Origin of the sequence: Cyclobacterium xiamenense (assembly GCF_009467825.1) — a bacterium.
Classification (GTDB): domain Bacteria; phylum Bacteroidota; class Bacteroidia; order Cytophagales; family Cyclobacteriaceae; genus Cyclobacterium; species Cyclobacterium xiamenense.
In genome coordinates, this window is record NZ_WIOK01000017.1 from 98,233 (window position 1) to 119,176 (window position 20,944).

At 49.0% G+C, this 20,944-nt stretch carries 21 protein-coding genes; 5 read left to right on the forward strand and 16 right to left on the reverse strand.

All coding sequences use genetic code 11. The features are described from left to right. Together fabF and GCU44_RS14115 are read right to left on the reverse strand one after the other, a co-directional pair. Positions 1–1,254, reverse strand: coding sequence for a beta-ketoacyl-ACP synthase II (fabF, locus tag GCU44_RS14110; RefSeq protein WP_092174650.1), 1,254 nt, complete (start codon positions 1,252–1,254; stop codon positions 1–3). A 19-nt stretch (positions 1,255–1,273) separates the two neighbouring features. After that, the gene (locus tag GCU44_RS14115) at positions 1,274–1,510 is read right to left on the reverse strand and encodes an acyl carrier protein (RefSeq protein WP_010855324.1); all 237 of its coding nucleotides are present in this window, start codon (positions 1,508–1,510) and stop codon (positions 1,274–1,276) included. A 148-nt stretch (positions 1,511–1,658) separates the two neighbouring features. On the opposite strand from GCU44_RS14115, the gene GCU44_RS14120 reads away from it, so the two are divergent. After that, positions 1,659–2,087, forward strand: coding sequence for an IPExxxVDY family protein (locus GCU44_RS14120; RefSeq protein WP_154856993.1), 429 nt, complete (start codon positions 1,659–1,661; stop codon positions 2,085–2,087). A gap of 12 nt (positions 2,088–2,099) precedes the next feature. Further along, positions 2,100–3,530, forward strand: coding sequence for a pyruvate kinase (pyk, locus tag GCU44_RS14125; protein WP_092174655.1), 1,431 nt, complete (start codon positions 2,100–2,102; stop codon positions 3,528–3,530). Positions 3,531–3,627: 97 nt separating this feature from the next. Here the strand turns inward: pyk and GCU44_RS14130 are convergent, their stop codons facing one another. Genes GCU44_RS14130 through GCU44_RS14150 form a run of 5 tightly spaced genes read right to left on the reverse strand, consistent with a single transcriptional unit; the run spans position 3,628 to position 7,364 of the window. After that, the gene (locus GCU44_RS14130; protein ID WP_154856995.1) at positions 3,628–5,193 is read right to left on the reverse strand and encodes an NFACT RNA binding domain-containing protein; all 1,566 of its coding nucleotides are present in this window, start codon (positions 5,191–5,193) and stop codon (positions 3,628–3,630) included. A gap of 1 nt (position 5,194) precedes the next feature. Next, the gene (locus GCU44_RS14135; RefSeq protein WP_092174661.1) at positions 5,195–5,956 is read right to left on the reverse strand and encodes an MBL fold metallo-hydrolase; all 762 of its coding nucleotides are present in this window, start codon (positions 5,954–5,956) and stop codon (positions 5,195–5,197) included. Continuing rightward, on the reverse strand, positions 5,953–6,231 hold the full coding sequence (locus GCU44_RS14140) for a hypothetical protein (RefSeq protein WP_092174663.1): 279 nt from the start codon (positions 6,229–6,231) through the stop codon (positions 5,953–5,955). The genes GCU44_RS14135 and GCU44_RS14140 overlap by 4 nt, the downstream gene beginning before the upstream one ends. 1 nt (position 6,232) lies before the next feature. Beyond that, positions 6,233–6,613 carry a response regulator gene (locus GCU44_RS14145; protein WP_092174665.1) on the reverse strand — a complete coding sequence of 127 codons (381 nt, stop codon included), beginning with the start codon at positions 6,611–6,613 and terminating at the stop codon, positions 6,233–6,235. Further along, positions 6,606–7,364, reverse strand: coding sequence for a response regulator (locus GCU44_RS14150; protein WP_154856997.1), 759 nt, complete (start codon positions 7,362–7,364; stop codon positions 6,606–6,608). The genes GCU44_RS14145 and GCU44_RS14150 overlap by 8 nt, the downstream gene beginning before the upstream one ends. Positions 7,365–7,411: 47 nt before the next feature. Here GCU44_RS14150 and miaA point away from each other — a divergent pair, with 47 nt between their 5' ends. Beyond that, entirely contained in the window at positions 7,412–8,344 is a 933-nt protein-coding gene (miaA, locus tag GCU44_RS14155) for a tRNA (adenosine(37)-N6)-dimethylallyltransferase MiaA (protein WP_394366494.1), read from the forward strand. On the opposite strand, the gene GCU44_RS14160 is transcribed toward miaA, so the two are convergent. The 5 genes from GCU44_RS14160 to GCU44_RS14180 form a co-directional block, all read right to left on the reverse strand. Next, positions 8,316–8,684 (reverse strand): hypothetical protein, encoded by a 369-nt coding sequence (locus tag GCU44_RS14160; protein WP_154857001.1) that lies wholly within the window; start codon positions 8,682–8,684, stop codon positions 8,316–8,318. The two genes, miaA and GCU44_RS14160, sit on opposite strands and share 29 nt — an antisense overlap. A 1-nt stretch (position 8,685) precedes the next feature. Continuing rightward, on the reverse strand, positions 8,686–9,660 hold the full coding sequence (gene pfkA, locus GCU44_RS14165) for a 6-phosphofructokinase (RefSeq protein ID WP_154857003.1): 975 nt from the start codon (positions 9,658–9,660) through the stop codon (positions 8,686–8,688). Between the two features lie 158 nt (positions 9,661–9,818). Then, on the reverse strand, positions 9,819–11,627 hold the full coding sequence (gene typA / locus GCU44_RS14170) for a translational GTPase TypA (protein ID WP_092174676.1): 1,809 nt from the start codon (positions 11,625–11,627) through the stop codon (positions 9,819–9,821). A gap of 117 nt (positions 11,628–11,744) precedes the next feature. Continuing rightward, positions 11,745–12,191 (reverse strand): hypothetical protein, encoded by a 447-nt coding sequence (locus tag GCU44_RS14175; protein ID WP_154857005.1) that lies wholly within the window; start codon positions 12,189–12,191, stop codon positions 11,745–11,747. Positions 12,192–12,303: 112 nt separating this feature from the next. Next, positions 12,304–14,457: a glycoside hydrolase family 31 protein gene (locus GCU44_RS14180; RefSeq protein ID WP_154857007.1), complete on the reverse strand. Its 2,154-nt coding sequence runs from the start codon at positions 14,455–14,457 to the stop codon at positions 12,304–12,306. Positions 14,458–14,580: 123 nt separating this feature from the next. On the opposite strand from GCU44_RS14180, the gene GCU44_RS14185 reads away from it, so the two are divergent. Next, positions 14,581–15,957 carry a DUF3748 domain-containing protein gene (locus GCU44_RS14185; RefSeq protein WP_154857009.1) on the forward strand — a complete coding sequence of 459 codons (1,377 nt, stop codon included), beginning with the start codon at positions 14,581–14,583 and terminating at the stop codon, positions 15,955–15,957. A gap of 1 nt (position 15,958) precedes the next feature. On the opposite strand, the gene GCU44_RS14190 is transcribed toward GCU44_RS14185, so the two are convergent. The 4 genes from GCU44_RS14190 to GCU44_RS14205 form a co-directional block, all read right to left on the reverse strand. Next, entirely contained in the window at positions 15,959–16,417 is a 459-nt protein-coding gene (locus GCU44_RS14190) for a hypothetical protein (RefSeq protein WP_154857011.1), read from the reverse strand. A gap of 3 nt (positions 16,418–16,420) precedes the next feature. Beyond that, positions 16,421–17,650, reverse strand: coding sequence for a sulfite oxidase (locus tag GCU44_RS14195; RefSeq protein WP_154857013.1), 1,230 nt, complete (start codon positions 17,648–17,650; stop codon positions 16,421–16,423). Positions 17,651–17,728: 78 nt separating this feature from the next. After that, positions 17,729–18,427, reverse strand: coding sequence for an ABC transporter ATP-binding protein (locus tag GCU44_RS14200; RefSeq protein ID WP_154857015.1), 699 nt, complete (start codon positions 18,425–18,427; stop codon positions 17,729–17,731). Then, on the reverse strand, positions 18,424–19,911 hold the full coding sequence (locus GCU44_RS14205) for a DUF5687 family protein (protein WP_154857017.1): 1,488 nt from the start codon (positions 19,909–19,911) through the stop codon (positions 18,424–18,426). Before GCU44_RS14205 ends, GCU44_RS14200 begins: the two co-directional genes overlap by 4 nt. A gap of 136 nt (positions 19,912–20,047) precedes the next feature. Here GCU44_RS14205 and GCU44_RS14210 point away from each other — a divergent pair, with 136 nt between their 5' ends. Continuing rightward, positions 20,048–20,908 carry a GNAT family N-acetyltransferase gene (locus GCU44_RS14210; RefSeq protein ID WP_154857019.1) on the forward strand — a complete coding sequence of 287 codons (861 nt, stop codon included), beginning with the start codon at positions 20,048–20,050 and terminating at the stop codon, positions 20,906–20,908. The last annotated feature ends 36 nt before the right edge of the window (positions 20,909–20,944 follow it).

Sequence of the window (20,944 nt, forward strand, 5' to 3'; positions counted from 1 at the left end):
TTATTCCTGGATTTTTTTGAAGATGATGGAACAGTTGTGTCCGCCAAATCCAAACGTGTTACTCAGAGCGATCGTCACCTCTCGCTCCTGGGCCTGATTGAACGTTAGGTTTAATTTTCCATCCACTTCGGTGTCATCGGTAAAATGATTGATCGTGGGGGGAATGAGGTTGTATTTCATGGCCATGATGCAAGCAATGGCTTCCACAGCTCCGGCTGCACCCAAAAGATGCCCCGTCATGGACTTGGTGCTGCTGATATTCAAGTTGTACGCGTGATCGCCAAAGATCTTTTGAATGGCTTTTACTTCACTCAGGTCTCCCAATGGCGTAGAGGTACCGTGCACGTTGATGTAATCCACCGCATCGGCAGAAATTCCCGCATCTTCCAGGGCAAATTTCATAACGTTAGCAGCTCCTCGTCCTTCCGGATGGGGAGCGGTGATGTGATAGGCATCGCCTGTCATGCCTCCTCCGATGAGTTCGGCATAGATGTTGGCGCCTCGGGCCTTCGCATGTTCGTATTCTTCCAGGATAAGCGCTCCGGCTCCTTCTCCCAGCACAAAGCCATCCCTGTCCTTGTCAAAGGGTCGGGACGCGGTGGCCGGGTCGTCGTTGCGCTGAGAGAGTGCTTTCAGGGCATTGAAACCACCCACACCCGCCTCGGTAACAGCTGCCTCGGAGCCCCCTGAGATGAAAATGTCTGCTTTTCCAAGGCGGATATAATTAAACGCGTCAATCAATGCATTGGTAGCAGAGGCGCATGCCGATACCGTGGCAAAGTTTGGGCCTTGAAAACCGTATTTTATGGAAATAAAGCCAGCGGCAATATCGGCGATCATCTTAGGGATGAAAAAGGGATTAAACCGGGGGGTCCCATCCCCGTTAACAAAATCCGTCACCTCGTCCTGAAAGGTCTTTAATCCACCGATGCCGGATCCCCAAATCACCCCGGATCGGGCGAGGTCGATGCTGTCCAGGTCAATACCCGAATCGTTCATCGCTTCTTCTACCGCCACCATGGCATATTGCGTATAAGGATCTATTTTTCTTGCTTCTTTTCTGTCTAGAAATTGCGCGATATCCAGGTTTTTTACCTCGCAGGCAAATTGGGTTTTGAATTGAGAGGCATCAAAACGGGTAATAGGCGCGGCACCACTTACACCCGTTGACAAGCCCTTCCAAAATTCCGGAACGGTATTGCCAATGGGTGTAAGGGCACCTAAACCTGTTACTACAACTCTTCTTAAATTCATAAATGATTTTAAGTATGGGTTATTTTACGTTAGCTTCCAAATAGCTAACCGCCTGGCCAACCGTACCGATCTGTTCAGCCTGGTCATCCGGAATGGAAATGTTGAATTCCTTTTCAAATTCCATGATAAGCTCTACTGTATCTAGAGAATCGGCCCCAAGGTCATTGGTAAAGCTCGCTTCGGGAGTGACTTCAGATTCTTCGACGCCTAACTTATCAACGATAATGGCTTTTACTTTTTGTGCAATTTCAGACATTTTGTGATCAGTTTAGTTTAAACACTCCGCAAAGAAAATTATTTAAAACCTTAATGTCAAAAAAAAAGACAAACTAAATTAAGAACTTTCCCTCAGAGATAGAAGTTGAAATAAAATTTTTAACTTTGTTTTTTTAAATTCTTCCTGAATGAAGAAAAGCAAACTTCATGTTGAAACCTCGTTTGATTTTGATCTTTTAGGCCTTGTAGCCCCTTTAAAGGACTATAAATTGGCTTGGCTGATCAATCAATCGTTGGGGATTAATTTAAAAAAAACAGCGGATTATCAGATGGAATTTCTTCGCCAGCCGGATTTAATTATTTCTCAATTTATACTGGAAAAAGAGCATGGATTCGTGCAGTTGCTGAGAAACAAGTCGTACCCGGTCGGCGGACACTCCCGGTACCTGGTGCCGGAACTCCGGAGCATGGATTACTTTTTGGTCTGCCAGGACTTTACCTTTGAAGTGGATTTAAATACGTATATTGACGGCCTTTCCGGAGTGAATGGGATTCAGAGCATCGTGAAAATTGATATCAACAAGTTAAAATCAAAAGAAAACCTGTTAACAAATTAAATATAACTAGAAATGAGAGTACCTATTTTTAATAAAACCAAAATATTAGCTACCATAGGACCTGCCAGCAATACCAAAGAAACCATCACCGAGCTGGTGATGGCGGGAGCTGATATTTTCCGGTTAAACTTCTCCCATGGCGATCATAGCATTCATGCAGACGTGGTCAAAACGATCCGTGAATTAAATGCGGAAATGCCATTCAATATTGGGATTCTACAGGACCTTCAGGGGCCCAAAATCCGTGTGGGAGAAGTGGAAAATAACGGGGTACTCATCAAACAAGGGGATCCGATTACCATTACCAACGAGCCGGTTATGGGAAATGCGTCGCTTGTCAGTACCGTTTACCAAAACCTGCCCAATGACGTGGTGCAAGGAGACCGCATTTTGATTGACGACGGTAACCTTGAACTGGTGGTTTTGAGAACCGACGGGAAAAACGTGGATTGCACGGTTGTGCATGGGGGGATTTTAAAATCCAGAAAAGGGATCAACCTCCCGAATACAAAAATAAGCGCCCCCTCACTGACGGAGAAAGACCTGATAGACCTGGAATTTGGTCTGGAACACGAAGTGGATTGGATCGCCCTTTCCTTTGTTCGCACCGCGGACGATATCCTGGACCTCCGGGAAAGAATCAGCAATGCAGGGAAAAGCTGTAAAATCGTTGCGAAAATTGAAAAGCCCGAAGCCCTGGAAAATATTGACGCCATTATTCAGGCCACTGATGCCATCATGGTTGCCCGAGGCGACCTGGGTGTAGAGGTACCGATGGAGATTGTTCCCCTTTGGCAAAAGCGAATGGTGGAGAAATGCAAATTGGCTTGCAAGCCCGTGATTATTGCGACTCAAATGATGGAGAGCATGATCGTAAATCCCCGTCCTACCCGTGCAGAGACCAACGACGTGGCCAGTGCAGTGCTGGACGGTGCAGATGCGGTCATGTTATCCGCTGAGACCGCATCAGGTAAATTTCCCATAGCCGCAGTAAAGGCCATGAGTAGCATCATTGATCACATTGAGGTCAATGCGGACATTTACCACAACCTGTACAAAATACCTGAGGATACCGATAGCTACTTGAGCAATAACCTCTTGCTCATGGCCAGCAGGCTATCCAGAAACGTGAAGGCTAAGGCCATCGTGGGCATTACCACCTCGGGTTTTACAGCCTTCCGGCTTTCCTCGCACCGTCCTTCTGCAGGTATTTTTGTCTTTACCCGAAACAAAAAGCTGCTGACCCAATTAAGTTTGGTTTGGGGCGTTCGTGCCTATTATTACGACAACAGCGAGTCCACGGATGCCACATTCCTGGACATTCAGGACAAGCTGAAGGAGGAAAATCATGTAAGTGAAGGAGATATCATCATCAATACGGCCAGCATGCCGCTGAAAGCCAAAGGAAGAACCAACATGATGAAACTACACGTTGTGGAATAATACAGGCCGTTTCCTAGCAGAAAGCATTCCCGGTGTACCGGACTTGCACACAAAAACCGTTTTGGCTGGTTCCGAAGCGGTTTTTGTTGTTTTATGCTCAGCGCTCTTCCGGGCCTTCAGGAGGCACCATGAGGACCTTTTCCTTGTCGACCATCACTGCACCCGGTGCGGAGCCTTTGACCTTCCGCACATATTTACACGGAGTGTACATGACTGCGGCCAGGCCGGATGTTTTGCTTTTGGAATAATAGGCAGCCAGGGATGCCGCGCGCTCCAGTACGGGAGCGGGTAGTTGTTTGCCGGATTGATTCTTGATAATGACATGCGAGCCGGCTACGTCCTTCGCATGCAACCACAAATCGTCTTTCCATACATACCTTCGGAGCAATTCGTCATTCGAACGTGCAGATTTCCCTACCCATACTTCATAGCCAAGCACTTCAAAACGCTTGAAAGGCAATCGTTCCGACCTGGTCCGGTCTACCGTGCGTTCCTCGGACTTGACAAACGCTTTGAGCGACCGAAAATCCTGTACCGAGGCCAGTTCCGCTGTTTCCTGCTCCAGGTTGGACAATAGGGCTTCTTTTCGTGCCAGATTTTGGCGTACCTGTTCGAATTCTATCTTTTTATTTTTGCTTTTCCGGTACAGGTTTTCCGCATGCTTTTGCGGACTCTGCCCCCGTTTGAGGCTGATTTCTATTGTTTTGTTGGAATAAAAATCGAATAATGCGACTTTTTCCGAACCGGCTGGAATCTGGTGCAAGTTGGCCATGATGATGTCTGCCAGTTGGCTCGGTGAGGCTTCGGCTTCCATAGCCGCTAATTTATCGCGCGTTTTTTGGATGTAGCTCTCCGTTTTTTTTCGCTGATCTGCCAATGAACGCATCAGTTGGTTTTTTTGCTGCTCAAAAGCTTGCCGAACCACCGCTTTTTGGTAATACAGGTTAGCCGCCGCTATGGGGTCCGTGGTGGTGTCCAGGGGGTTTTCACAGGGTAGTAAGGTCAGTCGGTATTGCTCCTCTTCCCGATAGATCGAAAACAGCGGGCTTTCCAACAGGTCCAGCAACTCGCGCATTAGCCGAAAACGGCTTTCCAGGCTGGCGGCAAGGTAGCCTTTTTCTTTCAACCAGGTCCTGGGTAGTTTGCCGAGCGTCGGGAGAAACGCGGAAGCATTACCCTCCAGGGAAGCGAATCGGTCCCAATCCAGCGATAAGGGTTTTTCAAGGTCCGAAACGAATACCTGTAGGTCTTCTACCAAGTCCTTTCGGAACAGTCGCTGCGGGTGCTCCTGAAGGGAAGCAAAAAGGAGGATATTGGACCGGCTGCCATGCATCTTAAACAGGAGCAGCTTTCCGGATTCGAACTCAACGTAAAAAGCTCTTTCAAAGGAGAGCAGGTGGACCCTGCGGACCGTTTGCCCAATGAGCTCTGGAAACAAGTCGACGTTGTTTTTTTTACTTCTTCGAAAATCTTCCGGAAAACTCAGGCAGGGAGTTGCGGGAAGGAGCAGTGCCCGAATAAAGAACGGAGGAGCGGTAACGGATGTGAATTCCATTACCAATTCGTCTTTGTTTTGAGAAAAACAGGCACCCAATGTCCGGCCTCTGGCCGTCGACTCCAATGCCGGACATAGAAAGCGGAAAAAATGGTAGTTTAGGTGCATGTCAGGAATGGATTTTCAACCCGTCGTAGGCCAGGTTTACGTTTTTGGGTAACTCTTCCTGTATTCGCTGGTGCATGCCCATTCGGTGGCTAATATGGGTAAGGTAAGCGGTTTCCGGGCCGATTTTTTCGATAAAGGCAAGGGCTTCTTCCAGGGTAAAGTGGGAGATATGGGGCTGGATTTGTAGGGCGTTAACGACCAGTACTTTTGTCCCTATGATCTTGTCAATTTCTTCGGGCGCGATGTAGTTGGCATCCGTAATGTAGGTAAAATCGGCTATGCGAAAGCCGAATACCGGTAGTTTGTGGTGCATCACCTCAATGGGAATAAACCGAATGCCCATTACATCAAACGGCAGGTTGCCTATTTCGTTGATCAGCACACGTGGGATTCCCGGGTACTTGTTCTTTGCAAAGACGTACGAAAACTCGGTTTTGATTTGGTTGAGAACCCGAGGGCTTCCGTAAAGCGGGATATCGGTCTGTTGACTGAAATTAAACGGCCGGATATCATCCAGACCAGCGGTATGGTCTTTGTGTTCGTGGGTGTAGACGACTGCATCTAACCGGGGAACGGACTCCCGAAGCATTTGCATACGAAAATCCGGTCCGGTATCAATGACAATGCTTTTTCCATCTTTTTCCAGGTGCAACGATGTTCGCAGGCGCTTGTCACGAAAATCCAACGACTGGCACACCTCACAATGGCAACCGATGACGGGGACTCCCTGGGATGTTCCGGTTCCTAAAAATGTGAGCTTCAAAGTTTGAGTTCCGTTTGTTTGAGTTCGGTAAGAAAATCCTGCTGTTTTTGGTTGGCGAAGGATTTGGGATTGAAATCCAGGGTCTTCAAAATATCGATCAAAGCATTGATTTTCCCTTCCAGCGTGAAGTACTTATTGATAATGACGATTTTTGTATCTTTCAAAATGCAATATCCGGACTTAAAATTTCCTTTTTCGTACCGCAGGTGGTACTCTGAGGCAGCAAAAACATCTTCCAGCTTATCCAAATAGCTTTTGGTATACTTAACGGGCATTTCAGTTGTCGATGTGCTTTTTCACCGTGGCAAGCAGCAGGTCGTAGTCAAGGGGTTTTTGAACGTAATCATTTAGTCCTGCTTTTTTAAAATCATCCAGGGTATAATTTTTATAATTGCCGGTAATGGCAATGATGGGGATGGTCGATTTTTCCGGATCGGAAAGCTTCCGTATCGCTTTGGTGCAGGAGATTCCATCCATCACGGGCATGTTGATGTCCATAAGGATTAGGTCAAAATTTTCCTTTCCCAACCTGTCTAAAACCTGTTGACCGTTTTTGACCGCCGTGATGTGAAAGTTTTCGAATAACAATACATTCTTGGTCAAGTTAATAATCACGGAGCTGTCTTCGGCCACCAGTACTTTTTTGGGTTCATTCATATTTCGAAAAGATTTTGTCGTTCTCAATAATTCGCTGGTAGGTTTTTAAACCTGATTCCAAACAGGCCATATCCGCCTTTATATCCGCCAAATTGGACTGTTTGATTTTTTTTTCAAATCCCGCTGTGGCCCTGTATATCGCCAACACGCCCAAAGTACCTGAATTTCCTTTTAATATGTGAAGTTTTTCTCCAATTTCATCAAATTTTTTTAAATCCGCCAAAAATTTTATCTCTTCGGTCAAATTTTTTGCTTCTTCAAGAAAATCAATATAAACGGATTTTATGTTTTCGATGCTGTGGTACTTGAGCAGTTGCCGGATAACGGCTTCATTCAATTCGGAATATTCCTCCGAATTTTTGTCATCCGCCAACGAACTGCTCATATCGGGCTGCAAATGAAAATGAATCGTTTCGAGCAAATCTTTTGGTTTTACCGGCTTGGCAATGAAATCATCAAACCCGGTGGACAAAAAATAATCCCGATCTCCTTGATTGGAATAGGCCGAAATGGCGATTACCGGGATATTGGTGATGTCCTCTTCCCGGATGATTTTCAAACAGGAAATGCCGTCCAACTTGGGCATTTGTATGTCCATCAACACGATGTCATAGTTATTTCGTTTCAGTAGTTCGATCGCTTCTACGCCATCCGAAGCCGAATCAAAAAAATAGTTGTGTCCAATTACATTTTCGAATACCCTTCGGTTCAGTGCGTTGTCGTCTACGATCAGGACTTTTTTGTTTTTCATGAGTGAAATTCCTTAACTTCGAGTTTCTAGCTTAGGTTTGACAGATAGTGAAGCGCTCCAATCATATTCTTTTGGTCATTGCCGGTCCAACAGCAGTAGGCAAAACTGATTTGTGCATAAATTTAGCCAAAAAATTTAATACTGCGATAATTTCGGCTGATAGTAGACAATTTTTTCGGGAAATGGATATAGGGACTGCTAAGCCCGGAAAAGATGTCCTGGCGCAGGTAACGCATTATTTTATTGGCAATAAGTCCATTCACCAGCCCTACGATGTACGGGATTTTGAGCAGGACGCCCTGGATATGATGGAACGTTTGTTCAAGGAGCATGAGCTGCTAATCCTTACCGGAGGCTCCGGACTGTACCTGGATGCGCTGGTAAAAGGTCTGGATGAAATGCCCAGCATCGATCCGGAAATTAGGGATAAGCTCAATTGTGAGTACCGGCAGTTTGGACTACCCTACCTACAGCAACAACTGGCCCTCCTGGACCCGGCTTACTACCAGCAGGTGGATTTGCAAAACCCCCAACGACTTATCCGGGCTCTCGAAGTGTGCCTGGGTACCGGCCGACCGTATAGTGATTTCCGTAAGAAGCGGAAATCACCGAGATTTTTTCGCAGCATTAAAATTGCGCTAGATCGCGAGCGGCAAGAACTCTACGATAGGATCGATCGGCGAATGGATGAAATGATTCGCCAGGGACTTTTTTCCGAAGCAGAAAGCTTGTATCCTTACCGCCACCTCAATGCGCTCCAAACGGTGGGGTACAAAGAAGTCTTTGGCTTTCTGGAAGGCAGCTACGACAGGGAAGAAGCCGTCAGGCTGTTAAAACGAAACTCTAGAAGATACGCCAAGCGGCAACTCACCTGGTTCAGAAAAGATCCGGATTACACATGGTTTCACCCCAATGACTGGGAGCAGATGCTGCAGTGGATCGGCGACCGTGTTAAAGAGGGTGATGACCAAAAAGACTAGCAACGAAGGAATAGGGTTTGGTACCGATCAAGTTGTTGTATTCGTAGCGGGTTCTTTTCGCGCGACCCAATACCTCCTTGAGCGATTCCATTTCCGCTTTCTCGGCTGGATTACTCGTCGATTTAGCAGCGAAACGAAGCAGTCTTTCCAGCGAGTCCAATCCTCCGCCCTCCGGGTTTTGCTCTGTTAGCTTCAGCCAGCTACCGTCCCGCACACGCGAGACCAGCGTCTCCCAGTCCAGGGAAAACGCTCGTTTTTTCTGTCGCAGGTTTTGATGCACCAGCAGGACAAATAAAAACACAAAACCACCCAGCGTGATGAAAATCGGTACAAAGCCCATACTATATACTTAACAGTTCCTGAAGCCTCAGGTACTCCTCCTTCAGGGGTTTGCTTTTGGTAATGCATTCTTCAAAGGGCGTATAGACAACCTGATCGTTGATAATTCCAGCCATGCAGTTTGACTGCCCATTGATCAGGCCCTCAACAGCGGCCATGCCACTACGACTTCCCAGAATCCGGTCTTTGGCTGTGGGACTACCGCCTCGTTGTATATGACCCAATGTGGTGACTTTAAACTCTTTGTCCTCACCCTTAAATTCGGATTTTACGCGTTCCATGATATCCGCAGCCCCGCCTTCTTCGTCGCCTTCTGCTACGACGACGATGCTGGACGTTTTAGACTTCCGCAGGCCCTTTAGGGACTTTACCACGTCGTGAATGGTCGTGGTGGTTTCCGGGACCATCACCAGCTCGGCACCTCCGCCGATTCCGCATTCAATGGCTATGTACCCGCTGTCCCTTCCCATCACTTCTACAAAAAAGATGCGGTCGTGTGCCGCAGCCGTGTCTCGTATTTTGTCGATGGCTTCCAGGGCTGTATTTACCGCCGTATCGAAGCCAATGGTATAGTCGGTGCCGTAAATGTCGTTATCAATGGTGCCCGGACAACCTACCGTCGGGATGCCAAACTCTTCATAGAATATTTTGGCTCCCGTAAAGGTCCCGTCACCACCGATGGCAACCAGGCCATCGATGCCGTGTTTGCTGAGTTCCTCAAAGGCTTTTTTTCTCCCTTCCTTGGTTCTGAATTCCTCGCTGCGAGCCGATTTCAAGATGGTACCGCCTCGTTGCAAAATATTGCTAACCGACTGGGACTGCATTTTTTTGATGTTGCCGTTGATCATGCCATCATACCCATACATGATGCTGTACACATCCAGTTCATGGTATATTCCTGTCCTCACGACGGCCCTTACACAGGCATTCATTCCGGGAGAATCTCCTCCTGAGGTAAAAACTGCGATTTTTTTCATAGGTACATTTCCGTTTTTGGTGACTTTCGGATAAACGATCGGCATAGGGCTGCCCGGTATACCGATCCGGTTCAGCTTATAAAAATAAAGAAATAAGCCCAATACCTTCGCATGAGACAAAGAAAGGATGGAAAAAATCCATCCTTTCGTTTTTGTGCTTATGCATTTTGCATCTTCGAAGCGCGGTTCCGTTCGTTTTCGTCCAGGTGGATCTTACGCATTCGGATACTTTTTGGCGTGATTTCCAGGTATTCGTCCTTCTGAATGTACTCCATGGACTCCTCCAACGAAAATTTCCTGGCAGGAGCAATTCTTGTATTGGTATCCGAACCGGAAGCCCTCATGTTGGTCAACTGTTTTCCTTTTTGAACATTCACGACAATGTCGTTGTCTCTGGAGTGCTCACCAATTACCTGTCCGGTATACAATTCTTCGCCGGGATCCACAAAAAACGTACCCCTGTCCTGCAGTTTATCAATGGCATAGGCCGTACATTGTCCGGCATCCATAGAGATAAGGGAGCCGTTTATCCGTCCGGGAATGGTCCCTTTAAAAGGTTCGTAAGCGGAAAAACGGTGATTCATAATGGCCTCGCCCTGTGTAGCCGTGAGTACATTATTTCTGAGGCCAATCAATCCCCTGGAAGGAATTTTAAATTCCAAATGCTGCAAATCCCCTTTCGGCTCCATGACCAGCAATTCGCCCTTCCGTTGGGTAGCCAATTCGATCACTTTACCCGCCGAAGTTTCGGGAACGTCCACAAACAGGGTCTCTATCGGCTCGCATTTTACGCCGTCGATGGTTTTGTAGATTACCTGTGGTTGCCCCACCTGCAATTCATAACCCTCTCGACGCATGGTCTCAATCAAAACCGACAAGTGCAAAATACCCCTGCCGTAAACCAAAAACTTATCTTCGCTATCCGTTGGCTCCACCCGCAGGGCGAGGTTTTTCTCTGTTTCTTTGATCAACCTGTCCCGAAGGTGTCGGGAGGTCACAAACTTACCCTCTTTTCCAAAAAAGGGCGAGTTGTTGATCGTGAAAAGCATGTTCATGGTGGGCTCGTCAATGGAAATACGTGGCAATGGCTCGGGATTTTCCAGATCCGCCAGGGTGTCTCCAATCTCAAAACCTTCAATGCCAGTGATGGCACAAATATCTCCGGTTTGTACTTCGGTGGCCTTTACTTTCCCCAAGCCCTCGAATACGTGCACTTCTTTTACCTTTACCCGCTTGGTGCTTCCATCGGCTTTGCAAAGCGCATACTGCTGCCCTTCTTTGATTAGGCCCCTTTTAACCCGTCCAATGGCTATACGCCCCACAAAATTGGAGTAGTCCAGCGAAGTGATTTGCATTTGGGTGGTGCCTTCCTCGATTTTTGGCTCTGGAATGTATTTGACAATGGCATCCAATAGAGGAAGGATGGAGTCGGTAGGGTTTTTCCAATCGGGGCCCATCCAGTTATTTTTTGCCGAACCGTACAGGGTGTGGAATTCCAATTGTTCCTCCGTGGCATCCAGGTTAAACATCAGGTCGAATACCGCCTCGTGAACTTCATCCGGACGGCAGTTTTCTTTATCTACTTTGTTGACAACCACGATGGGTGTAAGACCAAGTTCCAGCGCTTTCCCCAGTACGAATCGGGTTTGGGGCATGGGGCCTTCAAAGGCATCAACCAGCAGGATTACTCCATCGGCCATCTTTAGGACACGCTCTACTTCCCCTCCAAAGTCGGCGTGACCGGGAGTGTCAATGATGTTAATCTTGATATCTTTATACCTCACGGAAACGTTTTTGGAAAGAATGGTAATGCCTCTTTCCCGTTCCAGGTCGTTGTTGTCCAAAATCAGATCATCAAACTGTTGATTTTCCCTGAAAATTTTTGAGACATGGATGATTTTGTCCACCAGGGTCGTTTTTCCATGGTCAACGTGTGCGATGATCGCAATATTACGGATACTCTGCATGTTAATTAAATTAAGTTGCAAAAGTACAAATAATATTTTGAAAAAGGAGGATTTGTTTCGATAGATAATAATTTGTTAACGGCTAATTACCAGTGCCACAGGCGATCCTTCCAAATCCTACCGAAGCTCAAATGGACGACTTTTAAAAACCACGTGCGTTCCAGGGTAAGCCACTTCCAAACTATTCTCGGCAGTTACCAGGATCAGGTTTGGGCGAAACGAGGTGCTGGCCTCAAAGGATGCTTTTCCTCGATTGCTGAAAATACCACTGTTGTTCGCAATTTCACCCAGTTTTTTGACTCCCTGCTCAGGTGTATCAATCCATACCAGGTAGTGTTTCTTGGGAGGACTCAAGCGTTCGGGAAGTGCCAGATGCGAGACATTTAAAGCTACCTCATAGGTTCCGTCCTTCGCTTTGGTGACTTTCGCTTCGGGATGGGCCGCAGGAACTACCCGTGAAACGGGGAAGGTGATTTTCGTAGAACACGCAGTAAAGCCCGCAATCAGCAGCGTAAAAACAATGAATTTCCATACCGGGACGTCTAACGCAAATGCAGGTTTCATAAAGCAAAAGATAAAGTAAATAATACGTTCATGTACTGTACCAACACCGATACGTACGAATTAGTTACAATAAACACGCATTTTTGGTAAACCGGCCCGTTTTCATACAGGATCATTCCTCCAAGCTCATGAACTTCCAACGTACCTTTCCAATGGTATTGGGTTTTCCTTTGGAAGCAGGCGAAAGCGTACCTTTCCAGTTTCCTTGCCCATCCTTCTCCACTTTCAATTCCCTCCAGGTAAAGTTACCGTTTTCGAAGTCAAAGGAGTAGCCATCGTCGTCGTAGTACCAATAGGTAGCGGCTTCCTTGCCGTAGTGCCGGATTTCCAGGTCTACCCGTTTATTCGGTCCGGGTGCATGCAGCCTTGGTTCCATCAAGGGAATGAGGCTGCCCTCGCGTACAAATACGGGGATCTGGTCCAGGCGCGACCGGACCTCGATGATTTCACCGTTGCCTACATAGCGGCCATCGTAAAAGTCGTACCAGTTACCTTTTGGCAGCAGCACGCTTCGGGAAGTATCACCCGCAAAAAAGGGTGCAACCAGCAGCGAAGGACCGGCCATGTACTGGTCTTTTATTTCGCTTTTAATCGCCTCCTCGTAAGGATTGGATTCCAAGTCCATGGAAACCTTGGGCTCGCCGATTGGTTTTGCCTCTACGAAGCCCGGTTCCAGATTCATGCCCCGAAAGGGAGGAATCCCCTCGAAATGATACTGTGCAAAACTGGAATACCAGTAAGGGATCATCTGCATCCGCAATAGGGCCATGGCTTTTACTTCTTCTTCTACCTCTGGATAGGTCCAGGGCTTTGTTCCGCTGGCCCAGGCGTTTATCATGGCCATGGGAGAAAACACGACCGTTTGGAATCTCCTGAGCCATTCTTCGGCCGTATCTGACGCCCGCGCTTCCGGTGTCCATAGCAAGCCCGAATAGCCGCTATTGATCAATGCCGTGATGAAATCCCGGTGGTTGTAGTAATCGTTGTAAAGAACGTAGGGAAAAGAGACGCCGCCGCCGTTGGAAGCCCTTACCAATCCCCAGGTGCGGCGGTTCTGCTCCCGAAAGAGCTGTGCGCTTTGTTTTTGGACGAGTAGTCCATACGTTTGACGCAATTGTTCGGCCGCAAGGCCGGAGGGAAAGGTGGCTACATCGGGCCAAAGCCAGCGATCGTATCCGTCTACCTCATCTATTTTGTAGCCACCCACGCCAATTTCTACATGATCGCGTGTAAAGTTTTCCCAATAAATCTGCTGTGCCGCTGGCATGCTGAGATCGGGTACCGCTCCCGCCCAAACGGTGTGACTGCCGTAATAGGGTGTAAGGCTGTTGTAAAACGTAGCATCCGGAGAAACGTAGGGGTTCATCCAGAGATTTAAACTGACACCCTTCTCTTCTAGGGTTTTGACCAGTTGCGCCGGATTGGGAAACCGTACCGGATCCCAGGCAAAGGTGTTGGGGTAGGATTTGCTTTGCCAGCCGGGCTCCAGCCCGACAAAATCCAGGGGAAAGCCCCGGGCTTCAAATTCATCCACTTCCCGGACTACCTCTTCCTGGCTGTACAAGCGGTGTACCCGCTGGGTAAAGCCCAGTCCCCAGCGGGGAGGCAACGCCCCCCCGCCATTGAGTAGATTAAACCGTTGGATGGCTTCCAGTGCAGTCGGGCCAGCAAACACATAAACGGTAACCCCGGCCGCCGGCACCATTACTTCTACCGCGTCGGAATAGGGGCTTGCCGTCCATTTGGAGTCCGTGTTGCGGTCGCGCGCTTCCGGCGGGTCATCGCTATCCAGCCGGGAGGCCGACCCGGCATAGACGTCCAGGTAGCGAGCCGAGTTCACAAACACACCGTATCCCCGGTCCGAGACATAAAACGGGACAGGGGCATGGGTTCTTCCGTTATCTGTTCCGCCGTAATGGTCCACATGAAGTCGCAAGATCCGTCCGCGCTGGTGTACCGTCTTGAAATTTAGGCCAAAACCAAAAAGCTGTTCGCCCCGTTCCAGCGGGAATCGTAAATAGGTGTTTCCATCCCGCTGAATTCCGGTAATTTCTCCTTGGTTCAGCGGGAACGCTTCGGCCCCCAATTTTTCCAAGGCAGCCAGTTTTGCTTCAGGTTGAGCGGCAGACCATAGATCGTAAGACTCCGGCACGCCGCTGCTGCCTTTCCACACACCCGGAGCAATGGGTTCCCACTGGATTTCCTGAGAAAAAGTGGGGGGATTGAGTAAAAAAAGCAAAAGTAGGGCAACTGGAAAACGGTTCATGGGTTGTGCTTGATGATGAGCCGGGAAAAATGGTGAAAAATCCCGACTTATGAAACCCCTTTGCTACGAGTAGTACAAATCCTGGCGGCTTTCGTATATTGGTAATCGGTTTTTTCGTTTCATATGATACCAAGTTTGCTAAAAGCGTACTCCCTGACAGGACTTTTCCTACTCGCATGTATCCATGCGGGAGCCCGGCAAGAATGGGCGATCCGGCAATTGACTCATGACCTCTATAACCACGAATTGGATCACAACCAAAATTTTTCTCCGGATGATCACTGGATAGTCTACGACACCCGGCCCAATCCATCCGGAATCGCCCAAAACCAACGCATTGAGCAGGTAAACGTCACCACGGGGCAAATTCAATGCCTGTACCAGGTACCGGAAGCAACTTCTTACGGTCCCGGGCTGGGGGCGGTCAGCTATCACCCCCGGGAAAATAAGGTGGTGTTTATTCATGGGCTGCCCCATGCCGATTCCCTGAAACCCTATGCGGGACATAGGCGGTTGGGAAAAATTGTCGACGAAGACGGATCCTATTGGATGGATAGCCGGGATGTGACGGAACCGTTTACGCCCGGAGCTTTGCGTGGCGGCACGCACCGGCACCACTGGAGTGGAGATGGAAATTGGGTAGGGTTTACCTACAACGACGCGATAATGGTTGATCTGGAAGCGAAAACCGGCAAGGTTCGCGACCTGCGTACCCTCGGCGTAGCCAAACGGCTCGGCCCGACGGTTCGGGTGGATCCGGGAGACCCTGGAGAAAATGTACAGGGTAACTGGTTTTCCGTGGTGCTGGTAGAAGTTGTGCCGGATCCCAAGCCCGGAAGCGGGGAGATAAGCCGAGCGTACAGTGATTGGTGGGTAGGAACCTCCGGCTACCTCAAAGAAGATGGTACCCGGCAGCTAGCCAGGGCATTTTTAGGGGACATGGTCGGTAGCAATGGAAAGAAATTTACCGAAGTATTCCTCGTGGATATACCGGAGGCGATCGACAACCCCGGTGAGAAAGGACCGCTGGAGGGCACCGCCGGGAAAATGCCAGCCCCTCCCAAAGGCGCAACGGTACAGCGATTGACCCACACCGAAGACAGAAAATTTCCGGGGGTGGCTGGCAGCCCCCGACATTGGGTGAGTTCATCCATGGATGGAGCCTATGTAAGTTACCTGGCGAAGGATGAGGACGGGATTGTGCAGGTTTTCGTCGTGCCGACTGTCGGTGGACACCCCGCTCAGGTGACCCATCACCGCAGCTCCGTGCAGAGCATGGTACGCTGGCACCCATTTCGAAGGGAATTTGTTTACGTATGCGAGAAAGGACTTTTTATAGGAGAATTAGACGCAGCGGGGAAACCTGGCGTACCAAAAAAAATCAGCCCTGCATTTGAACCTGCACCTTTTTCGCCGGTATATTCCCGGGATGGCAACCGGCTGGCATTCAACCGCTACGTGGAGGGATACATTCAGGTATTTCTGGCGGATCGACCCTAATTCAGTCCTTCAGTTCGTACCAGTCAATGTCCGTAAGCGGAGGTCTTCGTCCGGATTTCACCGGGGCATAATTCTCCGCGAGGTAGTCCAGAATTGCTACCTCCTGTTCGCCCAGGTCCCAAAGGTTTTGTGTTTGTTGCATCCATCGGATCATTTTCTCCCAGCCTTCCCGATCGGCCCGATTTTGGGTGACCAGCTTTGCGGAATGGCAGGCAGTACAATGGGCAATTACCAGGTGTACGCCCTCGGAGGCAATTAGGCCCGTTGGTGTATGAATACCGTTTTCGATGGCTCCGTCTACGTCATCTACCGGAAGCGGGGCTTCCGCTTCTCGCATTTCCCCGTCTTTGAGTACGGTTGGTGTCTCGGACGGAAAGAAATAGAATATCAGGCCGGCTAGCACCAATACCAGGAGGCCGGCACCGATTAGCAGGCGAAGGTTGGCAGGAAGGTGTTGCATGATTTAGGTTATTTTTATAGCGATTCGGTGACAGGCATTGTTCAAGTAGCCCTTGGGATTCCATCCCGGCGTCAGCATGGGCTGACTGATGCCCTGGCTGTCAGTTGCCTTGGCCCATACTTCGTAGTAGCCCTTTTTAGGAAACGAAATGTTGGCGTCAAAATGTTGCCAGGCAAATGGGTTGACCGGATCCTGCAGCCGGCAGGGCTGCCAGGTGGCACCAAAATCGATGGAATAGTCGACCGATCGGATCTGATTTGCGCCCGCCCAGGCATGTCCTCTCACCGCCAGTTGCTGTTCCGGTCGGAGCATTGCTCCCGACTTTGGGTAGGTAATCAGGGACTTGACCGGCATGTTTTCAATGATACACATGTTTTCTTTGGAGACTTCCGCTCCTGGCTGAACCGGCTCACAGGGGACCGAATAGGAGGGGGCCGCCATCTTTTCTCCGTCGTGGACCTTATCCCTGACGGCGAGGCGGTGGATCCATTTACCGGATACCGAAGCCGGGTAACCGGAGGCGATCAACCGAAGCGGATGCCCGTGTGCGATGGGAATGTCCGCACCATTCATGGCAAAGGCAAGTAGCGTTTGGTCCTCCATGGCCTTAGCAAGCGGGATGCCTCGCGAGATGGGGTTTTTATTGGGGTCCCTGCTTAGGTGGCTGTCTTTACCATAGTATCCGATGTATACGGCATTGTCTTTGATTCCCACTTCCTGCAGCACATCCCGCAGCCGGACTCCGGTCCATTCCGCACAGGATACTGCACCCACGGTCCATTGGTTGCCTTCCGCAGGAGGGTAGTATTCGCTGCGACCGTTTCCGCCACACTCCAGTACCAACTGATAGGTATGCGTAGGGAATTGTGTTTTCAATTCCTGCAGGCTAAACGTTTTTTGTTGGGAGACGGACTCTCCGTCGATGGTCAGTGTCCAGGTGGCGGGGTCCACTTCTTCGGGAATGATTCCGTTGTTTCGGACAAACATTTTCTCCGCAGGCGTTATGGCCTCGTCAAGTAAATGTGCCTGCGCTTCGATATTCCAGGGTTGATCGTTTAGCACGCGCATTTCTTTGTGCTTCCCAAAAAGTTTCTGTGGGTCCTGGTTTTGAGAAAGGGCAAGCGGCAGGTACCCATCCGGGATTGGATAGACGCTTTCCATACCTATCCAAGCTGCCAGGTACCCGAGACCGGCATTTTTGATAAATTTTCTTCGATTGAAAGGTTTTTTCATAAATACCCTGTTTTTCGAGCAAATTAAGCTTTTTTACTGTTTTTTCAATTCCATACCACCCATTTTTCCCGGTTCTGGCTACCCCACATTGAAATAGGCGGCAAGCTCCTCTTTCATGCGATTTCTGTCGTGCAGGTCCTTTATAACGGCACCTTTTTCCAGGAGTACAATTCGTTCACAAAGTTCTGTCACGTGGTTCAGGTCGTGGCTGGAGATCACAAAGGTAACCAGGTGGTCCGTTTTTTCTTTCAGCATGAGCCTTTTCAGCCGAATTTGAGAGCTGGGATCCAGATTTTCGAAGGGTTCGTCCAGGAGTACGGCTTCCGGTTGTCCCAAAAGAGCGGCAGCGATACCGACTTTTTTGATATTGCCCTTGGAGAGGTCCCGGATGTACTTATTGCTGCCGAGTATTTCGCCGTTGAATAGGTCGGTAAATTTATCCAGATGAAGCTGCAGCTCCGCTTCCGATAGCCCATATATCTTTTTCAGGGTGGCAAAGTATTCCTCGGGGCTAAGGTAGGAGAGCAGCATGTTTTCATCCAGGTAGGCACCAATTTTTGTTTTCCACTGTTCTCCCTGGCTTACGTTTTCTCCGTCGACCAGCACGGCCCCTTCGGTGGCCCGGACCAGGTCCAGTATGATCCGAAAAAGGGTGGTTTTGCCTGCTCCATTATTTCCCACGAGGCCGAAGCATTGGCCTTTGGGGATTCGGAGATTCGGGATATCCAGTACCGTCGTGTTTCCATAAACCTTTTTCAACGAGTCTATTTGTATCATAACTCCTGACGAAATGCCGATGCGATTTCATATTTCATTTGGATCACCCGGTCGGTCATCAGGGAGGAAATCCGGCGGAACACCAGCAAGCCAAACGTTCCGGCTGTCCCCAGAGCAGCTAACCCCACATAGTCGTTAAACCAATACGAAAAAGGAAGGAAGACCGCATAAGGCGCAACCAGCAGGGGTAGAATGACGAGAACCTGGGAAATACCTACCCCTTCGAAATTAAACATGGAACCCTTGTTGAGGTCCATGGGTTTGGGTTTCCAAAGGGCCAGGTAAATGACCAGGTGCATGGTTACACCCAGGTTAAACAAGAAAGTAGCCAAATGAATCAGCAGCACGTGCCAGCCAAAATACACATAGGGTACCGATAAGATGAAGCAAAGCAAGGATATGCTTGCAAATAGCAGGTATTTTCCGTGCACCAGGGCGCGAAGCCCATCCCGCTGATGCACGTAAAAATCAAATGCAGGCGAATTCCAGCTTAAAAAAAGCTGTCCGTATTGAATCATAAATATTCCGGTGATAAACGTTCCCACGAAAATATACACCTTACTAAACCCGGATTCTACCTGGTAGGAAGGATTGCCGTAAAAGATGAGTCCGTACAACAGAAAGACCAGGCATAAGGTCAGGTAGGTACGGCTTTTTTTATGGCGCATGATCAGCTTCCATTCCAGGTTTGCCACCTCTCCAGCCAAACCAAATCTGGAAAGAAACCCCAGGTCCCGGTCGGCAAACTGCAGGTGATCACCGGTACTAAGTTCGTCCAGATAAGCGTTTTGGCGGTAGAAAGCGAAACACAAGAAGTAACTCAATATGCCAACGGTAAGCAACAGGAAAACCGGCACCGGACTTTCCAACGCAAAGGTGAAAACAGGTTCGAAAAATGCACCCAGGTCAAAAAAAGAAAAATAACTGGAGACAATACTCAGGAACAACACTGCGGACACGAAAAGCAGGCCCGTCTGGCTGTCTTCAAAGCGCTGTTTGAACCAGAGAATAAACCAATGAATGGACCAACTGGTGAGGACCACCGCCAGCAGCCAGGTTGCCGCAGGCACGGCCCCGTACAATGGAAGAATTTCCAATACCGCGAATGGACCGAACACCAGCAAGGCAATGCAGTTGAGTGGGGAAACGAAACTGCTTCCTAGCAGAAAATGGATAATTCGCGATTTTGAAAGGGGCAAGTGTAGAAAATTTCCCAAACTGATCACGGGCATTTGCTGGATAAAATACCGATAAATAAGCTCCAGCAAATAAAAATACAGCAGAGAGCTGTTGATGACCAATACAGCATCGGAAACCCCCATTACCTCTTTCACCAAGGTATTCAGCACCAGGCCGATCAAAAACAAATACGCAAGCAAAAACGAGCCAATAACGATGGCAACAATTCCAAAGGCCATGCTTCTTGCAAATGAGCTGCTTCGTATCCGTTTTAGTAGTTGCAGTCGTATAAGGGTAATCAGCATAAGGGGCTCGGGTTTATTGGCAGCCCTGTCGACTTCGACAGGTTTGATTGTCTAAAATAGAAAAAAAATACCAAGAGCCGCTAAAAATTTCCCGATTACTGGTAAATAGTGGATCTTTGGAAAGAAATAAATCACCATGGATGCAGCGCTATACATACGGCCCATGGGGCTGGAGGACCTGGACCGGGCGATGGCCCTCAAAAATGCAGAGGGTTGGAACCAGACAAGGAAAGATTGGCAGTTTTTTCTTGATCAGAACCCAGCGTTATGCCTGGTGGCCGTCGCCAACGGAAAAACCGTGGGCACCGTCACGGCAATAGCCTATCAAAACCGGCTGGCTTGGATTGGGATGATGTTGGTGGATCGGGAACACCGGCGAAAGGGAATTAGTAGAAAACTGATGCACGAACTGCTGAATCGCCTTTCAGGCATGGAGACCATCAAGCTGGATGCCACCCCAGAAGGTCAGTTGGTGTACGAAAGTATGGGTTTTGTTAAGGAATATACCCTTTGGAGATACGTGCGGAATCCCGGGGTCTCGGAGCAATCCGGTGAAATGCCAGCGGATGTTTTTCCGCTGTCTCGGGACGAACTGCCCCATTTGACGGACTTAGACGCAGCAGTATTCGGCGCAAAAAGGGAGCAGCTGCTGGGCTACCTGCTCGATGAATTTCCCGAGGGGGCATGGATCCGAAAACGAGATCGGCGAATCAATGGAATGGTGATTTGCCGGCACGGAAGTAGGTACATTCAGCTGGGCCCGCTCGTCGCAGAAACCGATGCAGACGCCAAATGCCTGGTTAGGACCGCTCTTCGGCGATTTTCCGATAGGCCACTGGTTTTGGATGTGGCGGCCGACAAAAATGAATTTAGGCGTTGGCTCGAGGCACAGGGGTTTGAACAACGACGACCACTGATACGGATGTATTACCGAAGGAATACGCATGCAGGGGTGCCCGACAAGTATTACCTGATTGCCGGGCCCGAATTGGGCTAGCACTTCAGCCGGGTACGGGTAGCAGCGAAAGGAGCG